The organism is Cellulomonas sp. P5_E12, assembly GCF_054049315.1.
This window is the reverse complement of the sequence record NZ_JBFUMP010000002.1, coordinates 105,120-126,446: the sequence shown is the minus strand read 5'-3', so window position 1 is coordinate 126,446 and position 21,327 is coordinate 105,120. Positions and strand designations below refer to the sequence as shown.

The following is a 21,327-nucleotide window of genomic DNA, read 5'->3' as shown; positions in this document are numbered from 1 at the left end:
CACCCGACCGCTGCGGGAGGATCGACGGATGTTCACCACCCGCCCCGAGCTCCTCGGCACGTTCGGCATGGTCGCCTCGACGCACTGGCTGGCCTCGGCGGTCGGGATGCGCACGCTCGAGGCGGGCGGCAACGCGTTCGACGCGGCGGCGGCCGCCGGCTTCACCCTCAGCGTGGTCGAGCCGCACCTGAACGGGCCGGGGGGCGACGCCCCGATCCTCGGGCACCGCGCCTCCGACGGGCACACCTTCGTCGTCTGCGGCCAGGGCCCCGCGCCGGCCCTGGCGACCATCGACGCCTACCGGTACCTGGGCCTCGACCTCGTGCCCGGCACCGGCCACCTGGCCGCGGTCGTGCCCGGGGCGTTCGGCGCGTGGCTCGACCTCCTCGCGCGGTACGGGACGCTCCCCCTCGCCGACGTCCTCGCGCCGGCCATCGGCTACGCGCGGGACGGCTACCCGCTGGTCCGGGCCGCGTCGCGGACCATCGCCACCGTGGCCGAGATGTTCACCGAGCACTGGCCCACGTCGGCGGCGGTCTACCTCCCGCACGGCGAGGTCCCCGCCCCGGGCACCCGGTTCACCAATCCCGCGCTGGCCGACACGTTCGAGCGCCTGCTATCGGGCGGCGGCACGCGCGAGGCGCAGATCGAGGCGGCCCGCCGCGCGTTCTACGAGGGGTTCGTCGCGGAGGCCGTCGACGCGTTCCAGTCGTCGGTGCCGGTGCACGACTCCTCCGGCCGACAGCACGCAGGCCTGCTGCGTGCCGACGACCTGGCCGCCTGGCGGGCGACGGAGGAGCCGACGACGTCGCTCCGGTTCGCGGGCCGGACGATCCACAAGGCTGGAGCCTGGGGCCAGGGTCCGGTGCTGCTGCAGCAGCTCGCGATGCTCGAGGCGCTCGACGTGGCCGCGATCGTGCGGAGCGCCGACACCGAGGCGCTCGTGCACACCGTCGTCGAGGTGGCCAAGCTCGCGTTCGCCGACCGCGAGGCCTGGTACGGCGACGTCCCGGACGTCCCGCTCGAGACGCTGCTGTCGCCGCAGTACGCGGCGGCGCGGGCGCGGCTGGTCACCGCGACCGCGTCCGAGGGTCTGCTGCCCGGCTCCCCCGACGGCCGGGTGCCGCGCGTGGCCGCGAGCCTGTGGACGGAGCACACCGGGACGGCGCCGGGCGTCGGCGAGCCCACGGTCTCCCCGATCGGCCTCAGCCCCGGCGACACGTGCCACGTCGACGTCGTCGATCGCTGGGGCAACCGCGTGTCCGCGACGCCGTCCGGCGGCTGGCTGCAGTCGAGCCCGGTGGTGCCCGGCCTCGGGTTCGCGCTGCCGACGCGCGCGCAGATGTTCTGGCTCGAGCCCGGGCTGCCCAGCAGCCTGGCGCCCGGCAAGCGGCCGCGCACGACCCTGAGCCCGTCGATGCTGCTCGACGACGACGGGTCCGGGTTGGCGTTCGGGACGCCCGGCGGCGACCAGCAGGACCAGTGGACCGTGCCGTTCCTCCTGCGGCACCTCCTGGGCGGCGCGGGGCTCCAGGCCGCGATCGACGCGCCCGCGTGGCACTCGTCGCACGTGCCCGGCTCGTTCTACCCGCGCACGCACACCCCGCGCGGCCTGGTCGCCGAGTCACGCCTCGGCKCCGAGGTGCTCGACGGGCTGGTCGCGCGCGGGCACGCCGTCGAGATCACCGGCCCGTGGGAGCTGGGGCGGATCAGTGCGGCCGGTGTCCGGTCCGACGGCCTGCTCGCCGCGGCCGCCAACCCGCGGGGCATGCAGGGCTACGCGGTCGGGCGGTGACCTCCGGCGCGGGATGGCGCCTTCCGCTCGGAGTCCTCCGATGACTTGACCGGATGATGAGGGTTCGATGAGGGATGTGGCTCCGGCGGCGTCGAGAGGTACGACGACTGTTAGCGTCGCCCCATGCCCGACGTCGTGGATGCCCACCTCCAGGTGTGGAATCCCGACACCGTGCACTACCCCTGGATGACCTCGCAGAACACGCCGCTGCACCGCGCGTTCCGCGTGCCGGACATCGAGGACCAGCTTGCCGACGAGGGCGTCGCGTGGGTGGTGCTCGTGCAGGCCGCCGACAACCGGGCGGACTCGGAGCTCATGCTCTTCCAGGCCCTCTCGTCGAATCGCGTGGCCGGCGTGGTCGCCTGGGTCCCTCTCGACGCCCCCGACGAGGCCGCGAACCAGCTGGACGCGTGGCGTCGCGAGCCCGTCGTCGGCATCGGTCACCGCGTGCACGACGAGCGCGACCCCGACTGGCTGCTGCGGCCCGCGGTCGACGACGGCCTGACCCTGCTCACCGAGCGGCGCCTCACGTTCGACCTGCGCGCCCACACCCCGACCGTCCTCGGCCACGTGGCCACCCTGGCCGAGAAGCACCCGAAGCTCACCGTGGTCCTCGACCACATCGGCTGCCCGCCCATCGCGGCGCAGCGCGCGGGCGACCGGGACGCCTGGGCGCAGTGGTCCGCGATGCTTGGGGTGGTCGCGCAGATGCCGAACGTCGTCGCCAAGCTGTCTGGCCTGGCCACCAGGGCCGGGCCGGGCTGGCGGCCCGACCACCTGCAGCCGTCCGTCGACCGGGCGCTCGACGTGTTCGGGCCCGACCGGCTGATGCTCGGCAGCGACTGGCCGTACGCGCTGCTCGAGGGCGACTCGTACGCGCACGTGTGGCACGGGCTGCGCACCACGGTCGACGGGCTGGCGGAGGCCGACCGCGAGCTGGTCCTCGGCGGGACCGCCACCCGGGTGTACGGGCTCCCGTTCGAGACGTTCTGACCCGTGGACCGCTAGGTTCGCACCCGTGTCACGTTCCGACGACGTCGTCGACGGGGTCAAGCAGATGATCCTCGACGGGCGACTGCAGCCAGGCGAACGGCTCCCCGCCGAGAAGGAGCTCGCCGCGACCCTCGGGGTGTCCCGCGGCTCGTTGCGCGAGGGCGTCCGCGCGCTCGGCACCCTCGGCATCCTCGACTCCCGGCACGGCGACGGCACCTACGTCACGACGCTCGACCCGGCGCTGCTGCTGGCACCCGTCGCGTTCGTCGCCGAGCTGCAGGACGACGCCGCGGCCTTCCATGCGGTGCGGCGCCTGCTCGAGACCGAGGCCGCCGGGCTGGCGTCGCTGCACATCGACGACGCCGGGCTCGCCCGCCTGCGCGCCGGGCTCGACGAGACCGCCCGGGCCCTGGTCCAGCAACCGCTCGACCACGAGCGGCTGGTCGACGCCGACCTCGCCTTCCACGAGGAGATCGCGCGCGCCTCCGGCAACCCCGTCCTCGCCGCCCTGGTCGAGGGGCTCGCCGGCCGCACCTCGCGCACCCGGCTCTGGCGAGGGTTGAGCGACGTGGGCGCCGAGGACCGCGCGTTCGTCGAGCACGAGGCGATCCTCGCCGCCATCGCCGCCCGGGACCCCGACCGCGCACGCCTGCGGATGGCCACGCACCTGCTCGGCCTCGAGGACTCGGCGACCGGCGCGCGGGCGCCCTGGGAGGACTAGCTCGTCAGCTCGACGCGGCGGCCCGTGCCGAGGTCCTGCTGGTCCTCGTCGGTCACGACCGCGAAGGTCCCGTCCGGCACGCCGGCAAGGTTGGCGACCTGCGTCGCGACGAGGAGCAGGTCCGCCTCGTCGTCGCCGGTGATGAAGAAGACGTACTCGTCGCCGAGCTCCTCGCCGTCGTCGTACACCTCGTACGTGCCGTCCTCCGCACCGAGCTCGAGCGTCTCCTCGATGTCGTCGATCCACGGGAACGGGTACGCGCCGGGAGCGATGTCCGGGTCCGGGGTCAGGGGGACGTGGATCTCGACGATCGGCTGGGTCACGTCAGCGCCCCGGCGTCGAGTCGCGCAGGACCACCTCGGTGGGCACGTGCGTGAGGCGGGGCTCGTCGGCGCCGTCCGCGAGCGCGAGCTCGGTGGCGGCGATGCCCACGTCGACCAGGGGGATGCGGACAGTGGTCAGCGCCGGGACCACGTCGCGGAGCGTCGAGATGTCGTCGAAGCCCGCGAGGGCGAGGTCCTGCGGGACCCGCACGCCCGCCTCGCGCGCGGCCGCCAGGGCGCCGAGGGCCATGACGTCGTTGACCGCGAACACCAGCTCCGGGAGGTCGTCGGCGCGCAGCAGGGTCCGCATCGCTTCCTCGCCGCCCTCGTGCGTGAAGGCGCTCGTGATGACGGCGCTCTCCGGGACCGGGTCGCCCAGCTCAGCCAGCGCGCCGCGGAACGACTCACTGCGCTCGCGAGCCGTCAGGTGCCCCTCAGGTCCGGCCAGCACCGCGAAGCGCCGGTAGCCGCGGGCGTGCAGCGCCTTGGCCAGGTCGCCCGCGCCCTGCGCGTTGTCGATCACCACGGAGTCGACGTCGAGGATCGGTTGGCCGATGAGCGCGACCGCGCCGCCGACCGCGCGGTAGTCCGCGAGCGCCGCGCGCAGCTCGTCGTTGGTCGCGTCGTCGTCCAGGCGCCCGCCGGCGATCACGATCGCGCGCGCCCGCTGCCGCTTGAGCAGGTCGACCAAGCCGCTCTCCCGGCTGGGGTCGTGCTGGGTGCTCGCGAGGGTCACCTGCAGCCCTGCGCGGTCGGCCGCGCGGGCGACGCCGGCGGCGATCGAGGAGAAGTAGGGGTCCGCGATGTCGTGCACCACGAGCCCGAGCGACGTCGTCCTGCCGCGGGCCATCGCCTGCGCGTTGGCGTCCGGTGTGTAGCGCAGCCGGACCGCTGCGGCGAGGACCCGGTCGCGCAGGTCCGCACGCACGGTGCGGTTGGCGCTGCCGTTGATGGCGCGGGAGGCTGTGGCGAGCGAGACGCCGGCCTCGCGCGCGACGTCGCTGAGGGTCACAGATGCGGCCATGTCTGGAGGGTAGGCGCTTGCCCCGGTCGTGCGGCACGTTCGGGATGGGCAACGCCGGTGACATCGGCGGGAAAGCGATATCCTGGGGTGAGATCTCCACCTGGAAGGGACGCCGATGACGCTCGCCCTGGCCGACTGCGTGCTCATGCTGCGCCCGGACGACGACGTGGGCGTCGCGACCCGGGACCTGCAGTCCGGCACCGAGCTGGACACCCTCGTGGTCGCGCAGAGCGTTCCGCGGGGCCACAAGCTCGCCGTGCGCGCGGTCGCCGCGGGCTCGCCGGTGCACAAGTACGGCCAGTCGATCGGGCGCGCCACCCGGGACATCGCCGTCGGGGACCACGTGCACAGCCACAACCTCGGCATGGACGACGACGAGCGCGCGTACGAGTTCGGCACCGCGCGCGTCACGCTGCCGACGCCCTCGGGACCGCCGCGGACCTTCGACGGGTACGCGCGCAGCGACGGCCGGTGGGGCACCCGCAACTACGTCGGCATCGTCACCTCGGTGAACTGCTCGGCATCCACCGCCCGCCTGATCGCCGACCAGTTCCGCGGCCGCGTGCTCGACGCCTACCCGCACGTCGACGGCGTCGTCGCGCTCACCCACGACACCGGCTGCGGCCTGGTGCCGACGAGCGAGGGCGCGCAGATCACGCGGCGCACCCTGCGCGGGTACGCCGACCACCCCAACATCGCCGGCCTGCTGGTGCTCGGGCTCGGGTGCGAGATGATCCCCGCGCAGTCGCTGCTGGACGGGCTGTCGCTGCCCGCCGACAAGCCGGTCACCACGCTCGTCATCCAGGAGACGGGCGGCATCCGTGCCACCGTGCGCGCCGGCGTCGCCGCGATCGAGAAGATGCTCCCGGCCATCGATGCCCTGCGCCGCACCCCCGCGCCGGTCTCCGAGCTGGTGCTCGGGCTCAACTGCGGCGGGTCCGACGGGTACTCCGGCATCACGGCCAACCCTGCGCTCGGCCACGCCTCCGACCTGCTGGTCGCTCGCGGCGGCACCTCCGTGCTCGCCGAGACGCCCGAGGTGTTCGGCGCCGAGCACCTGCTGCTGCGCCGCGCCGTCTCGGAGTCCGTCGGGCAGAAGCTGCTCGACCGGCTCGACTGGTGGAAGGGCTACACCGCGGCCGGCGGCGGGACCATGGACAACAACCCCTCCCCCGGCAACAAGGCCGGCGGCCTGACCACGATCCTGGAGAAGTCGCTCGGCGCCGTGGCCAAGGGCGGGACTGCCGAGCTCGTCGAGGTCTACCAGTACGCCGAGCCCGTCACCGCGCGCGGGTTCACCTTCATGGACACGCCCGGCTACGACCCCGTCTCCGTCACCGGCCTCGTCGCCGGCGGCGCGACCGTCGTCGTGTTCACCACCGGGCGTGGGTCCGTGCTCGGCTGCAAGCCGACGCCGTCCATCAAGGTCGCCACGAACACCACGACCTACCTGCGGATGACCGAGGACATGGACCTCAACGCCGGGCGCATCGTCGACGGCACCGCGACCGTGACCTCCGTCGGCGAGGAGCTGTTCGAGCTGATCATCGCGGTCGCGTCCGGGCGGCAGACCGTGTCCGAGGAGCTCGACCTCGGGTCCGACGAGTTCGTGCCCTGGCAGCTGGGTGCGGTGACCTGAGCTGCCGTCCGACCTCAGGACGCCCCTGTGACGTCGCGGTGTCCTCCCGCACCTTGACGGGGTCGCGGCCGCCGACGTTACGGTCGGTGGTTCCCCTCAGGAGGTGCGCGATGAGGTTCACGCTCGAGGTCGACCTGGCGGCCGGCGCGGTGCCCGACGACGTTCTCGGCGAGCTCGGCCGCATCCTGCGGTTTTGGGCGGGCAACGTGAAGCACTACCCCATGGAGCCGGGAGCCGGCGAGACGATCTCCGACTCCACCTATGCCCCCGTGGGGTCGTGGCGGTTCACGGAGTAGGCCACGGCCGGCGGCCGGACCGAGGTCAGCGGTCGACGCGGGCTCCCCCGCCGCCGGCGAGCTTGAGCACCTCGGCCTTGCTGACCATCGTGGTGTCGCCGGGCGTCGTCATCGCCAGCGCGCCGTGCGCGGCCCCGTACTCGACGGCCGTCTGCAGGTCCTCACCCGCGAGCAGACCGTAGGCCAGGCCGGAGGCGAACGAGTCGCCGCCGCCCACCCGGTCGAGGATCTCGAGCCGCTCGCGGTGCGTCGCGCTGACCAGGCCGGTGCCCTTGGACCACGCGATGGCGCCCCAGTCGTTGACCGTCGCGGAGTGCACCGTGCGCAGCGTCGTCGCGATCACCTGGAAGTTCGGGTACGCCTCGGCCACCCGGTCGATCATCGCCGCGAAGGAGTCGAGCTCCAGCGAGCTCAGGTTCTCGTCGACACCCTCGACCTCGAAGCCGAGCGAGGCCGTGAAGTCCTCCTCGTTGCCGATCATCACGTCGATCGACGGCGCGATCGCCCGGTTCACCTCCTGCGCGCGGGCCTGCCCGCCGACCGCCTTCCACAGGCTGGGGCGGTAGTTGAGGTCGTAGCTGACGATCGTGCCGTGCTTGCGGGCGACCGTCACCGCCTCGATCACGGTCTCGGCCGCGCTGTCCGAGAGCGCCGCGAAGATGCCACCCGTGTGGAACCACCGCACACCGAGCTCCCCGAACAGGTGCTCCCAGTCGACGTCACCCGGTGCCAGCTGCGCCGCCGCCGTGTGCCCACGGTCGCTGACCCCGACCGCGCCGCGCACCCCGAAGCCGCGCTCGGTGAAGTTGAGCCCGTTGCGGACCGCCCGGCCGACCCCGTCGTACGGCACCCAGCGCAGGAACGACGTGTCGACGCCGCCGGTGAGGATGCAGTCCTCGACCAGCCGGCCGACCTCGTTGTCCGCGAGCGCCGTGACGATCGCGGTCCGCAGCCCGAACGCCCGGCGCAGGCCGCGGGCCACGTTGTACTCGCCGCCGCCCTCCCACACGCGGAACGAGCGGGCGGTGCGGATGCGCCCCTCGCCGGGGTCGAGGCGCAGCATGACCTCGCCGAGCGAGACGGCGTCGTAGCGCGTCTCGGCCGCGGGGCGGATGACCAGGTCGGACATGAGCGGGCGCTCCTCGGGTGTCAGGGGGCTCAGGGGTGCGCGACGAGGCTGACGGCCTCGGCCGTGAGGTCGCGGACGGCATCGAGGTCGCCGGCCCGGATGAGCTCGCGCGGCACCATCCACGACCCCCCGACGGCCCGCACCGACGGCAGCGCCAGGTACTCAGCGAGGTTCGCCGGGCCGATGCCACCGGTCGGCACGAACCCCACGTCGCCGAACGGCGCCGCCAGCGCGGCCACGGCCTTGGCACCGCCGGACGTGCCGGCCGGGAAGAACTTCACGGTGGTCAGCCCGAGCTCGAGCGCGGCCTGCACCTCCGTGGCGGTCACGGCTCCGGGCAGGGCGAGGATGCCGTGCTCCTGGCAGCGCTCGACCACCGCACGGCTGGTGCCGGGCGAGACGACGTAGGACGCGCCGGCGGCGACCGCGGCGTCGACCTGCTGCGGCGTCAGCACCGTGCCGGCCCCGACGAGCACGTCGCCGCGCGCGGCGATCGCGCGGATCGCCTCGGCCGCGGCCGCTGTGCGGAAGGTGACCTCGGCGACCGGCAGCCCGCCGTCGACGAGCGCCTGCGCGAGCGCGTCGGCGTGGGCGGCGTCGTCGATGACGACGACGGGGACCAGTCTGTGCGCCGCCAGGCGCTGCAGGATCTCGCTCACTCGTGCTCCTTCGCACCGTGCTCGTCGCTGGGCACGGGGGCCGCTCCACCCGTCGTCGGGAAAGCGTTTGCCGTGCGAGGGGGAGCATACGCCTGCCGCGGGATCCGGTACGCAAGATCCACGGCGGTCTCGATCGCCTCGTCGAGCTCGAGCCGGTGCTCCGCCACCAGACGACCCAGGAAGCCGGCGTCGATCCGGCGCGCGAGGTCGTGCCGCGCGGGGATCGAGCAGAACGCCCGAGTGTCGTCGACGAACCCGCTCGTGTTGGCGAAGCCGGCGCTGTCCGTGACGGCCTCGCGGAAGCGCCGCATGCCGTCGGGAGTGTCGAGGAACCACCAGGGCGCGCCCAGCCGGACCGCGGGATAGACGCCGGCGATCGGGGCGAGCTCGCGGCTGAACGTGTCCTCGTCCACCGTGAACAGAACCAACCGGAGGTTGGGGTGGTGGCCGAACGCCTCGAGCACCGGGCGCAGGCCGCGCACGTACTCGGTCGGCACCGGGAGGTCGTAGCCCACGTCGGGTCCGCGCAGCGCTGCGACCGCCCGGTCGTGGTCCCGCAGGACGCCCGGGTGCAGCTGCATCACCAGCCCGTCCTCGCAGGACATCCGCGCCATCTCGAACAGCATGTGGCCCGAGAACGCCTGCGCGTCCGCGGCGCTGACCTCGCCGCGCAGCGCGGCCGCGACGATCCGCTCCGCCTCGCCGACGCTCAGGGGCGTGGTGTCGGCCGAGAGGTGCCCGTGGTCCGTCGCGCGCGCCCCTGCCGCCACGAACCTGCGCCGACGCTCCTCCAGCGCCCGCACCAGGTCGCGGTACCCGCCGATGGCGACGCCCGACCGCTCCTCCAGCAGGGCGACGTCCGCGCGCCAGCCCGGCCTGTCGACGTGCAGGACCGCGTCCGGTCGGAACGTCGGCACGATCCGCTCGCCCCAACCACGGGTCGCAAGATCGGCGTGGTCGGCCAGGGTGGCCGTGGCCGCGTCGGTCGTCGCGAGGATCTCCAGGCCGAAGGTGTCGAACAGGGCCAGGGGCCGGAAGTCCGGCTTCGCGAGCCGCTCGGCCAGTAGGTCATAGAGCCGGTCGGCCGACTCCGCCGACGGCCTCTCGTCGACGCCGAACACCTCGACCAGCTCGTGCTCGAGCCAGTAGCGCGTTGGCGTCCCGCGGAACAGCGGCCAGTGGGTGGCGAACGTGCGCCAGACCTCCCGAGGATCCGCGACCACCCCGGGCCGGTCCCCGCGCGCCACGCCGAGGGCGTCGTGCGGCACGCCCTGGGACACGAGCATCCGCACCAGGTAGTGGTCGGGCGTGACCAGCAGCGACGCCGGGTCCGTGAACGGCTCGTCGCGCGACAGCACGCCCGCGTCGACGTGGCCGTGCATGGAGACGATGGGCAGGCCGGCGGTCGTCGCGAGGATCTCCCGCGCGATCGGACGCACGGACGGATCGCTGGGCAGCGCCCTGTCGGGGTGCAGCGACCACCCGGTCTCGCTCGCCATCGAATCCTCCTCGAACCGACGTGAAGCCGATCTGGCACCGCGTCGGATGACGCACGGTGCAAACGCATTCATCGCAGCAAACCAGGTGAACGCGCGGTCCACAAGGGGGCGTCCCGCATCGCGGACGAGGCTTGCCAGGAGATCGGAAGAGATGCTGAAATCGCATTCATCGATCGGCCGGGTGCCGGGAAGGAGGCGACGTGGTGGTCACGCTGCGCGATGTCGCGCGAGCCGCAGGCGTGTCGCCGGCCACGGCGTCCCGCGCCCTGAGCGCGCCGGACCTCGTCGCACCCGCCCGCCGTGAGCACGTCCAGCAGGTCGCCCGCGAGCTCGGCTACCGGCCCAACCGGGCGGCGCGCGAGCTCATCACGGGCCGCACCGGCAACCTGTGCCTCGTCGTGCCCGACTTGGAGAACCCGTTCTTCGCCGCGGTCGCCAAGGGCGTCCAGGCCCGCGCCCGTGCGCTGGGCTTCGCGCTGCTCGTCGCCGATGCCGAGGAGGATCCCCGGCTCGAGTCGGAGCTCGTCGGGCACCTCGGCGCACAGGTGGACGGGGTGGTCCTCTGCTCGCCGCGGATGTCGGAGGCCGAGCTCGATCGGCTCAGCCACGACGTCCTCGACCGGGACGTCCCGCTGCTGCTCGTCAACCGCCTGCACGCCGGTCTGCCGTCCGTGGTGATCGACAACGCCGACGGCATCCGCCAGGCGGTGACGCACCTGTACGCCCTGGGTCACCGGCGCGTCGGGTTCGCCGGCGGACCGGTCGGGTCATGGTCGGACGCGCAGCGGCGCCGCGGCCTCGAGCACGCGTCGCACGGCCTGCGCAGCGTCGAGGTGGTCGACCTCGGGCACTTCCCGCCGGTGTTCGGCGGCGGGGTGGCCGCGGGCGACCTGGTCGCGGCCAGCGGGGTCACCGCGGTGCTCGCGCACAACGACCTGCTCGCCCTCGGCATCCTCAGCCGGCTCCGGGCTCGCGGGGTGAGCGTGCCCGAGGACGTGTCGGTCGTGGGATACGACGACATCCCGGCGGCGACGCTGGTCTCCCCGGCGCTCACCACCGTCACCGTCCCGCTCGCGCGGCTGGGTCGAGCGGCGGTCGACCTGCTCGTCGAGGCGGGTTCGGTGCCGACGGCGACAGAGTCCGCCCTGGCTGCGGCCGTGGGCGCCGCAACCGCGGGGAGGCTGCGCGACGCGGTCCCATCGGGATCCGACGGCGTGAGCTCGGGCACCGAGGGCGGTGCGGCTCCGACCGTGCGCATCGGTGTCGAGCTGGTGGTCCGCGCGTCGACCGGTGTCGCGGCGAGCGGATCGACGGTGGCCGCGCGATGACGGACGTCGGTTCGCCGCGGCTCTCCCGCGAGACGCTGCGGAGCCTCGACCCCCGGCGCCTGTCCCCCGCGGTCCGCCTGCCGGTCCTCGACCCGGGGTCCGTGGGCATCGGCGTGGTCCATCTCGGCCTCGGTGCCTTCCACCGCGCTCACCAGGCGGTGTTCACCGAAGACGCGGCAGCGGCCGCGGGCGAGCTCGGCTGGGGCATCCTCGGCGTGACGCAGCGCAGCGCCCGCGTGGTCGAGCAGCTGGCGCCCCAGGACGGCCTGTACGGCGTGCTCACCAAGGGCACCGCGGAGACGTCGCTGCGGCTCGTGGGATCGCTCCGCGACGTGGCGTTCCCCGGGACCGACACCGCGCGCGTGCTGGACACGATCGCCGCGCCGACCACGCACGTGGTGACCCTCACGGTGACGGAGAAGGGCTACCGGCGCGGCGCGGGGGGCGGACCGGATCTCACGGACCCGGACCTGGCGGCCGATCTCGAGAACCTTGCCGCGGAGCTGCGCGGCGCGTCCGCCGACGTCCCGCCCGCGCGCTCGCCGATCGGCCTGCTCCTGCGCGGGCTCGCGCTGCGCCGGCGCCGGGACTCCGGGCCGCTGACCGTCGTCTGCTGCGACAACCTCGCGGAGAACGGCGCCGTGCTGGCCGGCCTGGTCGGGGTGACGCTCGACGCGGTGCCGGGCGGGGACCCGCTCCGGGGGTGGATCGAGTCATCGGTCCGGTTCCCGGGGACGATGGTCGACCGGATCGTCCCGGCGACCACGGACGCCCACCGCGCCGAGGCGCGCTCGCTCCTGGGTCTGGCGGACGCCGGCCTGGTCGTCGGCGAGCCGTTCACGCAGTGGGTGATCGAGGACGCGTTCGCGGGGCCGCGGCCCGCCTGGGAGCGCGCGGGGGCGACCCTCACGGCAGACGTCGCACCGTACGAGCGCGCCAAGCTCAGGGTGCTCAACGCGAGCCACTCGACGCTCGCGTACCTCGGAGCGCTGCGGGGCCACGCGACGATCGCGCAGGCGATGGACGACCCCGATCTCGCGCACGCCGTACGGTCGCTGGTCGACGAGGACGTGCTGCCGACGCTCGTCGCGCCCGACGGGCTCGACCTGCTCGGGTACCGCGACGACGTCCTCGCGCGGTTCGCGAACCCGAACACCGGGCACACCACCGTGCAGGTCGCGATGGACGGATCGCAGAAGCTCCCGCAGCGCCTGCTGGGTACCGTGCGCGACCGGCTCGCGGCCGGCGCAGTCCCCACGGCGGCGGCCACGACCGTCGCGGCGTGGATCGCGTACGTCCGCGCGACGACGCAAGGTGAGCTCGAGGTCGGCGGTCGCCGGATCGCGCTCGACGATCCGCTCGCACCCACGCTCGCCGCGGCGGCCGCGGGGCCGCTCGACACGCTCGCGGACCGGATGCTCGATGTGCGGGCGGTGTTCGGCGACGACCTCGCCGACTCGGCGGTGTTCCGCTCGGCCGTGCGCGCGGCCGTGGCGAACCTGGTGAACACCCGGGTCTGAGCCGGGACGGCCCGCTCGACCTCCGGATCGCGGTGCAGGCAGCGAGGGCGTGCGCGCCAGGCGGCCGGGGTTGCGCGGGTTCCGCCGAAGACTTTGTCGCGGTGGGCGCGACGAAGTCTTCACCTAGGGGTCAGGGAGTCGTGTGGGTCGCCCCCCTTGCGCCGCCCGCTCGCCGCTAACCCGCCCAGGCCCGACCMGCGGCCGCCGCGGCAGATCTGCGCGCCGACCGGCGCCGACACATCACACGCGCCCGATCCCTTGACGCCGCACGACCGTCATGCGCTACGCTGGAAAGCGCATTCCACTCCGACCGACAACGCGGTCCAGAACACTCGGAGCAGCACCCATGACCACTCGCACCCTGCGCATCGGGATGAACGGCATCACCGGCCGGATGGGCTACCGACAGCACCTGGTCCGCTCGATCCTGTCGATCCGCGACCAGGGCGGCGTCACGCTCGAGGACGGCACGCGCGTGCAGGTGGAGCCGATCCTCGTGGGCCGCAACGCGGACAAGGTGCGGGAGCTGGCCGAGCTGCACGGGGTCGAGCACTGGACGACGGACGCGGACTCGGTGATCGCGGACCCGACGGTCGACATCTACTTCGACGCCCAGGTGACCAGCCGCCGGTACGAGGCGCTGGCCGCGGCGATGAAGGCCGGCAAGCACATCTTCACGGAGAAGCCGACGGCCGAGACGCTGGCGGACGCCATCGACCTGGCGCGGCTGCGCGAGAGCACGGGCGTCACGGCGGGCGTCGTGCACGACAAGCTCTACCTGCCCGGCCTGGTCAAGCTGCGCCGCCTGGTCGAGGAGGGCTTCTTCGGCCGGATCCTGTCGCTGCGCGGCGAGTTCGGCTACTGGGTGTTCGAGGGCGACGGCCAGGAGGCCCAGCGCCCGAGCTGGAACTACCGCAAGGAGGACGGCGGCGGCATCGTCGTCGACATGTTCTGCCACTGGAACTACGTGCTCGAGGGCATCCTCGGCACGGTCAAGACGGTGAACGCGCAGGCCGTCACGCACATCCCGACGCGCTGGGACGAGCGGGGCGCTCCGTACGACGCAACCGCCGACGACGCCGCCTACGGGATCTTCGAGATCGAGACGCCCGGTGGCGACCCCGTGGTCGCGCAGATCAACTCGTCGTGGGCCGTCCGCGTCTACCGCGACGAGCTGGTGGAGTTCCAGGTCGACGGGACGCACGGGTCGGCGGTCGCCGGGCTGAACAAGTGCGTCGCCCAGCAGCGCGCGCACACCCCGAAGCCCGTGTGGAACCCGGACCTGCCCGTGACGGAGTCGTTCCGAGACCAGTGGCTCGAGGTGCCCGCGAACGGCGACCTCGACAACGGCTTCAAGCTGCAGTGGGAGGAGTTCCTGCGCGACGTCGTCGCCGGACGCACCCACCGGTTCGACCTGCTGTCGGCCGCGCGCGGCGTGCAGCTCGCCGAGCTGGGCCTCCAGTCGTCGGCGGAGGGCCGACGCCTCGACGTCCCCACGATCACGCTGTGAGCAACGAGCTCGCCCGGCTGTCGCTGAACACCGCGACCACCAAGCGCTGGACGCTGCAGGAGGCGGTCGACGGCGCCGTGCGCGCCGGGCTGGGCTCGATCGGGCTCTGGCGCGACCGGGTGCACGAGGCCGGCGTCACCGAGTCGGCGAAGATCGTCGCCGACGCCGGGCTGCGCGTCTCGTCGTTGTGCCGGGGCGGCTTCCTCACGGCGGAGGACGACCGCGCCGCCAAGGTCGCCCTCGACGACAACCGCCGCGCGATCGTCGAGGCCGCGACGCTGGGCACCCGCGAGCTGGTCATGGTCGTCGGCGGGTTACCCGCCTCGACGGAGCCCGGACGGCCCGCGCAGCCCGGGACCGGCGGCCGCGACCTCGTCGCCGCCCGGCAGCGGGTGGCCGACCGCATCGGCGAGCTCGCGCCCGTCGCCGCCGGCCACGGCGTCCGGCTGGTGCTCGAGGCGCTGCACCCGATCTTCGCGGCCGACCGCGCGGTCATCTCGACGCTCGGCCAGGCGCTCGACATCGCGGAGCCGTTCCCCGCGGACGTCGTCGGCGTCGTCGTCGACACCTATCACGTGTGGTGGGACCCGGACCTGCAGCGGCAGATCGCCCGGGCCGGTGCGGCGGGCCGCATCGCCGGCTACCAGGTGTGCGACTGGATCCTGCCGCTGGCGTCCGACGCCCTGCTGTCGCGCGGGCACGTCGGCGACGGGTTCATCGACTTCCCGACGATCACGCGGTGGGTGGCCGAGGCGGGCTACACGGGCGACGTCGAGGTCGAGATCTTCAACGAGTCGATCTGGGACGCGCCCGGCGACGAGACGGTCGCGACGCTCGCGACGCGCTACCTGGAGCACGTCCAGCCGTTCCTCTGACGGGCGGGGGTCGCCGCCGCTAGCGTGTGACGACGTCGACGCCGACCGCCGGAGGACCGAGATGGACCCGCTCACCCCGACAGCCTTCGACGCGACGTTCAGTGCGGCGGCGGTCATCATCCCGCTGCTGATCGTCGRCGTGATCGTCTTCTCGGTGGTGGTCGCCGTCCGCAAGGCGTCGGTCCTGCGCAAGGCCGGCCTCGACCCGTTCTCGGCCGAGGCTCAGCTGCTCGCGCAGGCCCGCTCGAGCCGGCTGCTGGCGCCCGCGAAGGAAGAACGCCCGAGCGAGGCTCGGCTCGCCGAGGCACAGGACCTGCACGCCCGCGGCCTGATCACGGCCGACGAGCTCGGGGAGATCCGTCAGCGCATCCTCGGCGAGCTCTAGGTCTACCGCGCGTCGTTCGACGACGGCGGGACCATCGACTGGCACCCGCCCCGAAGCGGCGAACGTCACATCGGCAAACGGCCCCGCTCGTGACGTTCGGCCCGGGCAGCAGCCACGTGGCCAGCGGACGCTGGACCGCAGGCAATGCCCGTGCACACGATGACGCACGGGCACGCGACGAGCGGGAGCGGACGATGAAGGATCAGCTGGAGACAGTCCTCGACCAGGTGCTGCAGCGCAACCCGGGCGAGCGGGAGTTCCACCAGGCCGTGCACGAGGTGTTCGACTCGCTCGAGCCGGTGCTGCGCAAGCACCCGCAGTACGTCGATGCCGCCGTGCTCGGCCGGCTGTGCGAGCCCGAGCGTCAGATCATCTTCCGGGTGCCGTGGGTCGACGACGCCGGGCAGGTGCAGATCAACCGCGGTTTCCGCGTCGAGTACAACTCGGCCCTCGGCCCCTACAAGGGCGGCCTACGGTTCCACCCGTCGGTATACCTGGGCATCATCAAGTTCCTCGGCTTCGAGCAGGTCTTCAAGAACGCGCTCACCGGCATGCCCATCGGCGGCGGCAAGGGCGGCTCGGACTTCGACCCGCGCGGTCGCTCCGACGGCGAGGTCATGCGGTTCTGCCAGTCGTTCATGACCGAGCTGTACCGCCACATCGGCGAGCACACCGACGTCCCGGCGGGCGACATCGGGGTCGGCGGCCGCGAGATCGGCTACCTGTTCGGCCAGTACAAGCGGATCACCAACCGCTACGAGTCCGGCGTGCTCACCGGCAAGGGCCTCACGTGGGGCGGCTCGCTGGTACGCACCGAGGCGACCGGCTACGGCACGGTCCTGTTCGCCGAGCGCATGCTCGCGACCAAGGGCCAGTCGTTCGACGGCCGCCGCGTGCTCGTCTCCGGCACCGGCAACGTCGCCCAGTACGCGATCCAGAAGGCCCAGCAGCTCGGCGGCAACGTCGTCGGCTGCTCCGACTCCACCGGGTACGTCGTCGACGAGACCGGCATCGACCTCGCTCTGCTCCAGCAGACCCGCGAGACCGACCGCCTCCCCGTCTCGGTCTACGCCGAGCGGCGCGGCGCGTCCGCGACATTCGTCCCCGGCCGCCGGGTCTGGGAGGTCGGCGCGGACATCGCCCTGCCGTGCGCCACGCAGAACGAGCTCGACGAGGACGATGCCGTCGCCCTCGTCGGCTCCGGCCTGGTCGCCGTCGCCGAGGGCGCAAACATGCCCACGACGCCGAAGGCGGCCGCCCTCCTGCAGCAGGCAGGCGTGCTCTACGCGCCGGGCAAGGCCGCCAACGCGGGTGGCGTCGCGACCTCCGCTCTGGAGATGCAGCAGAACGCGAGCCGGGACTCCTGGACGTTCGACTACACCGAGCAGCGCCTCGCCGGGATCATGCACTCGATCCACGACCGCTGCCTCGCGACGGCCGACGAGTACGGCGCGCCCGGCAGCTACGTGGTGGGCGCGAACGTCGCCGGGTTCACCAAGGTCGCCGACGCCATGCTGGCCCTCGGCGTCGTCTGAGCCGTCCTCACGAGCGGCGCGGCCGGCCTGGCGCGGTGGCCAGCAGGTCGCCGAGCACCGCACCGAACCGCTTCCCGATGAGGCGGTGCGCCTCCGCGTCCGGGTGCATCAGGTCCCGCATCGGCAGGTCGTCCCAGTCGGACCAGCCGTAGAGCGAGGTGCCGTCGACGGAGGTGAGCGCCTCGTCGGCACGCGACGCGACGACGGCCGCGAGGGCCGACCGGATCACCGTGAGCGACAGCTTGCCGTCGGCGACCTCGGCCGGGCGACCGAGGGTGCGGAACACCGAGGGGTCCGCGGGGTCGAGGGAGGTAGGCCCGGGGGTCGTCTCCACCAACGGGCAGAGCAGCGGCGAGACGACGACCAGGGGCGTGGTCGGGTGGCCCTCGCGGATCGTGTCCAGGAAGCCGTGCACGGCGGGGACGAACGCGCGCAGGCGCATCGCGTCGTGGTTGACCACGTTGATGCCCAGCTTGAGGGTGATGACGTCGGCCGGCTGGTCGCGGATGGCGCGCGCGACGAACGGGTCGAGCACCGCGTTGCCGGAGAAGCCGAGGTTCACCAGGTCGAGCCCGGCCGCGTGGGCGGCGACCACCGGCCAGGCGCCGAGGGCGGAGGCCGCGCCGGCGCCGTGGCTGATCGACGAGCCGTGGTGCACCCAGCGCGGCGCCTCGACGGGCCGCGGCGCGGAGACCGGGGCGTCGGCACCGAGCGCGATCAGGCGGACCGTCTCCCCCGGCGGCAGCCAGATCTCGACGTCGCGCTCGACCGAACCGTCGCCGCCGAGCAGGAGGTGGACGGGACCCGCAGGTCCGGGACGCTCGACGGTCGTCCCCGCCAGCGGCTCGAGGGCGATGACTCCCGCCGCCTCCGCCACGCCCGCGGGCTGCGGCACGACGACCCCGTCGACGCGGACGTCGAACGGCTGCGGCGCACCGGGCGGCGCCGGGTCGACGGCCACGCGGAGCACCCGGACGTCGAGGTCGGCCTTGCGGGCGGCCGTGCGGAAGCGCAGGCGGACGCCCGAGGGCTGCGACTCGACCATCGCCATGAAGGCGTCGGGGAACTGTGCCCGCGTCCAGGCGGGGAGCCGGTGCGGAAGGAGGCCGTCGATGGAGTCCTCCAGCCACGCGGCCCCGCGGATCTCGACGCGCGGGTCGGGCAGCGGGACGGTGACGGGGAACCCCATCAGTGGACGTTCCCGTGCTCGCGGAACTCGCGCCACACGTTCTCGAAGAAGTCGTCGTCCTCCGGGATCGGCCGGCGTGGGCGCCAGCGGAACACGGGCTCGCCGGCGGGGTCGTCGGACGCACGCGGGACCACCGGGCTCCAGCCAGGAGCCGGCACCCACGACGTCTCCTGCACCTCGTCGTCGAGCGCGCCTCCGTCCAGGGTGAACCGGAACACCGACGGCAGCTCGGTCAGCCCGTGCGGGATCTCGCCGGCGGGGTCGGTGTAGAGCACCGATCCGCGCGACCGCCCGCCGTGCGCGACGTAGTCCGCCATGGCCGACAGGTACACGTACGCGCTGGTGAGGATGTCGCGGACCAGGAAGGTGCGGTTGATGGAGCGGCGCGACGAGGCGTCGGCCGAGACCGTCGACTCGTACGACGAGAGCCACGCGTGGACCTGGACCAGGGCCTCCTGGATCGACTCCGCCGACCGCACGGGCCCGGCCTTGGCGCTCATGAGCACCTGGACCTCGCGCAGCAGGTCGCCGGTGTTGTCGGGGACCCCGGCCGCCGCCCGCTCGGAGGCTGCGGCGACCAGCGCGAGCGCCGCGTCGAGCACCGGGGTCGCGGCGTCGTCGAAGGGGGCCGGGTCGGTCGAGCGTCGCGCCGCGATGAACTGCGCCGCCCTCGTCGCGCCCACCTGCCCGCTGTTCAGCGCCGCGCCGCCGGGCCGGTACACGCCGTGCGCGCCGCCCGCCTCACCGACCGGGAAGAAGCCCTCGACGTTGGACTGCCACCAGGCGTCGACGACGAGGCCGCCGTTGTTGTGCTGGGCGCACACGTCGACCTCGAGCATCGTCGTCTCGAGGTCCACGTACGGGTTCTTGCCCAGGTAGAACTGGTACGCGGGCTCGTTCATCCGCCGCAGCCGCTCGATCGGCGTCCCGAACAGGACGCCAGCACGCTCGAGGTACTCGCGAGCCTCGGGGCTCAGAGCGCTCGGATCAAAGGACGGCTGGACCGGGTTCCGACGGAAGTCCAGGAACACCCGCCGCCCGCGCAGGACGGTCTCGCGGTAGACCAGCAGGTCGATGAGCGACGAGCCGTCGCGCGCCTTCCGGATGTCGAACGGCCACTGGTACCCCTTGAGGAACACCAGCGACATGAGCTTGCCGTAGTCGGGGATCGCTTCAGACAGGAACTCGCGCTCGTCGTTCCCGTCGGCATCCGTCGAGACGAACGTGGGGATGACCTGCATGTACGTGCCGGACACGTTCCAGCGCGGGTGCGTGGAGGCCAGCCCGAACTGCCACTCGGTGAGGTTCTTGCCGTGCACCCCTGCGCGGTAGGCCGCGCCGGACGCGCCCCACTGGCCGTTGGGGAAGACGCGCGTCGCGTACATCCCGGCGGGGCCGCCCGTCGCGTAGACGAGGTTCGTGCAGCGGAACAGCAGGAACGGGCTCTCCGCCCCGTCGTGCGGGACGTCGGTCCGGAGCACCAGCAGCCCGGCGACGGCACCGTCGGAGACGATGACGTCCACCACGCGGCACTCGTCGTAGATCCGCGTGCCGTTGCGGTGGACCTTCTTCTCCAGCTGCTCGACCATCGACCGGCTGGTGTACGGCCCGACGGACGTGGCCCGACGACGCGGGTCATGGTCGGTCTTGTAGCCGACGAACTCGCCGTATCGGTTCTGCGGGAACGGCACCCCGAGGTCGCACAGCCGCAGGAAGCCGCGGGCGCTCAGGGCGGCCTCGGCGAGCGCGTTGTCGCCGTCCATCGCGCCGCCCGAGTACAGCGTCTCGGCCATCTCCCGCACGGAGTCCCCGTCGCCGCCCGAGAGCGTGAGCTTGTAGTACGTCTGCTTGTCCGAGCCGGCGTTCCGCGACGAGCCTGCGTTGACCTTGTCGGCGACCATGACGACGTCGGTCTGGCCCAGCTCCCAGAGCCGGTCGGCCGCGCAGAAGCCGGCCGAGCCGGTGCCGACGACGACGGTGTTGACGGTGACGACGGGGACGCCGTTCAGCTCGGAGGACATCACAGCACCGGGATGTGCAGGCCGCCGTCGACGTGGAACACCTCGCCGGTGGAGTACGGGGTCTGGCCGGACGCGAGGATCGAGACGGCGCCGGCGACGTCGAACGGTCGGCCCCAACGGTTGATGGGCGCGAGGCCCTCCTCGATCATCGCGTCGTACTTCTCGGTCACACCCGCGGTCATGTCGGTCGCGATCACGCCGGGGCGCACCTCGTAGACGACGATCCCTTCGGGGGCCAGGCGGACCGCGAACAGCTGGGTGGCCATGGCGACGCCGGCCTTCGAGACGCAGTAGTCGCCGCGGTTGGTGGAGACGGCGGTCGCGGAGATGCTCGACACGTTGATGACGGTGGCGCGCGGGAGGTTCGGGGAGTCGAGGGCGATGACCCGGTTGGCGAACGTCTGCGTGAGGAAGTACGGCCCGCGCAGGTTGATGCCGAGCACCCGGTCGAAGCTCTCGGGGCCGGCCTCGAGGAGGTCCGCCCGCACGGCGGGAGCGACCCCGGCGTTGTTCACCAGCAGGTCGAGGCGACCCCAGGCCTCGACGGCGTCGTCGACGAACCGGGCGTGGTCCTCGAGGTCGGCCACCGACCCGCGCACGTAGCGCACCCGGCCGGGCGCGTCCAACGACTCCAGCAGCTCGGTCGGCTCCTCGCGGGTGGCCAGGATCGAGACCGCGAAGCCGTCGGCGAGAAGCCGCTGCGTGATCCCGAGGCCGATCCCCCGATTGCCCCCGGTGACCAGTGCGACTGCCGGCATCGTTGCCTTCTCTCGTGTGCGGGACGCGCGCGTGACCTGCGCGTCGAGTCCGATCGTGCCACGTCAGGCACGGTCTAGGCAAGCGCTTTCCCGACGAAGGGCGCCATGCGAGGATCGGGCGCGTGATC

The 21,327-nt window shown here is 73.2% G+C and carries 19 protein-coding genes; 11 read left to right on the top strand and 8 right to left on the bottom strand.

Annotated elements, in window-relative coordinates; all coding sequences use genetic code 11:
• The first annotated feature begins 28 nt into the window (after positions 1 to 28).
• The 3 genes from ACXJKA_RS01975 (at position 29) to ACXJKA_RS01965 (ending at position 3,509) form a co-directional block, all read left to right on the top strand.
• On the top strand, positions 29 to 1,795 hold the full coding sequence (locus ACXJKA_RS01975) for a gamma-glutamyltransferase family protein (protein ID WP_456823486.1): 1,767 nt from the start codon (positions 29 to 31) through the stop codon (positions 1,793 to 1,795).
• 123 nt (positions 1,796 to 1,918) lie between these two features.
• A complete protein-coding gene (locus ACXJKA_RS01970) occupies positions 1,919 to 2,788 on the top strand; it encodes an amidohydrolase family protein (RefSeq protein ID WP_456823485.1) in 870 nt (289 codons plus the stop codon).
• Positions 2,789 to 2,813: 25 nt separating this feature from the next.
• Complete coding sequence (locus ACXJKA_RS01965; RefSeq protein WP_456823484.1) at positions 2,814 to 3,509, top strand: FadR/GntR family transcriptional regulator; 696 nt, start codon at positions 2,814 to 2,816, stop codon at positions 3,507 to 3,509.
• Here ACXJKA_RS01965 and ACXJKA_RS01960 read toward each other — a convergent pair.
• Both ACXJKA_RS01960 and ACXJKA_RS01955 read right to left on the bottom strand, forming a co-directional pair.
• Entirely contained in the window at positions 3,506 to 3,832 is a 327-nt protein-coding gene (locus tag ACXJKA_RS01960; protein WP_456823483.1) for a hypothetical protein, read from the bottom strand. The two genes, ACXJKA_RS01965 and ACXJKA_RS01960, sit on opposite strands and share 4 nt — an antisense overlap.
• A gap of 1 nt (position 3,833) precedes the next feature.
• Positions 3,834 to 4,856, bottom strand: a complete 1,023-nt coding sequence (locus tag ACXJKA_RS01955) for a LacI family DNA-binding transcriptional regulator (protein WP_456823482.1) — start codon at positions 4,854 to 4,856, stop codon at positions 3,834 to 3,836.
• Between the two features lie 115 nt (positions 4,857 to 4,971).
• On the opposite strand from ACXJKA_RS01955, the gene ACXJKA_RS01950 reads away from it, so the two are divergent.
• A complete protein-coding gene (locus ACXJKA_RS01950; RefSeq protein WP_456823481.1) occupies positions 4,972 to 6,495 on the top strand; it encodes a UxaA family hydrolase in 1,524 nt (507 codons plus the stop codon).
• Between the two features lie 110 nt (positions 6,496 to 6,605).
• A complete protein-coding gene (locus tag ACXJKA_RS01945) occupies positions 6,606 to 6,791 on the top strand; it encodes a hypothetical protein (protein WP_456823480.1) in 186 nt (61 codons plus the stop codon).
• A 25-nt stretch (positions 6,792 to 6,816) separates the two neighbouring features.
• On the opposite strand, the gene ACXJKA_RS01940 is transcribed toward ACXJKA_RS01945, so the two are convergent.
• From ACXJKA_RS01940 to uxaC, 3 genes are read right to left on the bottom strand one after another with little or no spacing between them, the layout of a single operon-like run.
• On the bottom strand, positions 6,817 to 7,920 hold the full coding sequence (locus ACXJKA_RS01940; protein WP_456823479.1) for a PfkB family carbohydrate kinase: 1,104 nt from the start codon (positions 7,918 to 7,920) through the stop codon (positions 6,817 to 6,819).
• A gap of 29 nt (positions 7,921 to 7,949) precedes the next feature.
• Positions 7,950 to 8,579, bottom strand: a complete 630-nt coding sequence (gene eda / locus ACXJKA_RS01935; RefSeq protein WP_456823478.1) for a bifunctional 4-hydroxy-2-oxoglutarate aldolase/2-dehydro-3-deoxy-phosphogluconate aldolase — start codon at positions 8,577 to 8,579, stop codon at positions 7,950 to 7,952.
• On the bottom strand, positions 8,576 to 10,078 hold the full coding sequence (uxaC, locus tag ACXJKA_RS01930; protein WP_456823477.1) for a glucuronate isomerase: 1,503 nt from the start codon (positions 10,076 to 10,078) through the stop codon (positions 8,576 to 8,578). The genes eda and uxaC overlap by 4 nt, the downstream gene beginning before the upstream one ends.
• Before the next feature lie 200 nt (positions 10,079 to 10,278).
• Here uxaC and ACXJKA_RS01925 point away from each other — a divergent pair, with 200 nt between their 5' ends.
• From ACXJKA_RS01925 to gdhA, 6 genes are all read left to right on the top strand, one after another.
• Positions 10,279 to 11,406, top strand: a complete 1,128-nt coding sequence (locus ACXJKA_RS01925; RefSeq protein WP_456823476.1) for a LacI family DNA-binding transcriptional regulator — start codon at positions 10,279 to 10,281, stop codon at positions 11,404 to 11,406.
• Positions 11,403 to 12,926 (top strand): mannitol dehydrogenase family protein, encoded by a 1,524-nt coding sequence (locus tag ACXJKA_RS01920; protein WP_456823475.1) that lies wholly within the window; start codon positions 11,403 to 11,405, stop codon positions 12,924 to 12,926. The genes ACXJKA_RS01925 and ACXJKA_RS01920 overlap by 4 nt, the downstream gene beginning before the upstream one ends.
• A 346-nt stretch (positions 12,927 to 13,272) precedes the next feature.
• Entirely contained in the window at positions 13,273 to 14,436 is a 1,164-nt protein-coding gene (locus ACXJKA_RS01915) for a Gfo/Idh/MocA family protein (RefSeq protein ID WP_456823474.1), read from the top strand.
• A complete protein-coding gene (locus tag ACXJKA_RS01910; protein WP_456823473.1) occupies positions 14,433 to 15,311 on the top strand; it encodes a sugar phosphate isomerase/epimerase family protein in 879 nt (292 codons plus the stop codon). Before ACXJKA_RS01915 ends, ACXJKA_RS01910 begins: the two co-directional genes overlap by 4 nt.
• Before the next feature lie 61 nt (positions 15,312 to 15,372).
• Positions 15,373 to 15,696, top strand: a complete 324-nt coding sequence (locus tag ACXJKA_RS01905) for an SHOCT domain-containing protein (protein WP_456823472.1) — start codon at positions 15,373 to 15,375, stop codon at positions 15,694 to 15,696.
• A 194-nt stretch (positions 15,697 to 15,890) separates the two neighbouring features.
• Entirely contained in the window at positions 15,891 to 17,231 is a 1,341-nt protein-coding gene (gene gdhA, locus ACXJKA_RS01900; protein WP_456823471.1) for an NADP-specific glutamate dehydrogenase, read from the top strand.
• Positions 17,232 to 17,238: 7 nt separating this feature from the next.
• On the opposite strand, the gene ACXJKA_RS01895 is transcribed toward gdhA, so the two are convergent.
• From ACXJKA_RS01895 to ACXJKA_RS01885, 3 genes are read right to left on the bottom strand one after another with little or no spacing between them, the layout of a single operon-like run.
• Complete coding sequence (locus ACXJKA_RS01895) at positions 17,239 to 18,420, bottom strand: GDSL-type esterase/lipase family protein (RefSeq protein WP_456823470.1); 1,182 nt, start codon at positions 18,418 to 18,420, stop codon at positions 17,239 to 17,241.
• Entirely contained in the window at positions 18,420 to 20,441 is a 2,022-nt protein-coding gene (locus tag ACXJKA_RS01890; protein WP_456823469.1) for an FAD-binding protein, read from the bottom strand. The genes ACXJKA_RS01895 and ACXJKA_RS01890 overlap by 1 nt, the downstream gene beginning before the upstream one ends.
• Entirely contained in the window at positions 20,441 to 21,199 is a 759-nt protein-coding gene (locus ACXJKA_RS01885; protein WP_456823468.1) for a 3-ketoacyl-ACP reductase, read from the bottom strand. The genes ACXJKA_RS01890 and ACXJKA_RS01885 overlap by 1 nt, the downstream gene beginning before the upstream one ends.
• Positions 21,200 to 21,327: the final 128 nt, after the last annotated feature.

Bases quoted from the DNA above. Each gene is read 5' to 3' on its own strand.
- ACXJKA_RS01895 (WP_456823470.1), bottom strand. From the start codon at position 18,420: ATGGGGTTCCCCGTCACCGTCCCGCTGCCCGACCCGCGCGTCGAGATC.
- ACXJKA_RS01970 (WP_456823485.1), top strand. From the start codon at position 1,919: ATGCCCGACGTCGTGGATGCCCACCTCCAGGTGTGGAATCCCGACACC.
- ACXJKA_RS01955 (WP_456823482.1), bottom strand. From the start codon at position 4,856: ATGGCCGCATCTGTGACCCTCAGCGACGTCGCGCGCGAGGCCGGCGTC.
- ACXJKA_RS01885 (WP_456823468.1), bottom strand. From the start codon at position 21,199: ATGCCGGCAGTCGCACTGGTCACCGGGGGCAATCGGGGGATCGGCCTC.
- ACXJKA_RS01945 (WP_456823480.1), top strand. From the start codon at position 6,606: ATGAGGTTCACGCTCGAGGTCGACCTGGCGGCCGGCGCGGTGCCCGAC.
- ACXJKA_RS01940 (WP_456823479.1), bottom strand. From the start codon at position 7,920: ATGTCCGACCTGGTCATCCGCCCCGCGGCCGAGACGCGCTACGACGCC.
- ACXJKA_RS01950 (WP_456823481.1), top strand. From the start codon at position 4,972: ATGACGCTCGCCCTGGCCGACTGCGTGCTCATGCTGCGCCCGGACGAC.
- ACXJKA_RS01915 (WP_456823474.1), top strand. From the start codon at position 13,273: ATGACCACTCGCACCCTGCGCATCGGGATGAACGGCATCACCGGCCGG.
- uxaC (WP_456823477.1), bottom strand. From the start codon at position 10,078: ATGGCGAGCGAGACCGGGTGGTCGCTGCACCCCGACAGGGCGCTGCCC.
- ACXJKA_RS01920 (WP_456823475.1), top strand. From the start codon at position 11,403: ATGACGGACGTCGGTTCGCCGCGGCTCTCCCGCGAGACGCTGCGGAGC.
- gdhA (WP_456823471.1), top strand. From the start codon at position 15,891: ATGAAGGATCAGCTGGAGACAGTCCTCGACCAGGTGCTGCAGCGCAAC.
- ACXJKA_RS01890 (WP_456823469.1), bottom strand. From the start codon at position 20,441: ATGTCCTCCGAGCTGAACGGCGTCCCCGTCGTCACCGTCAACACCGTC.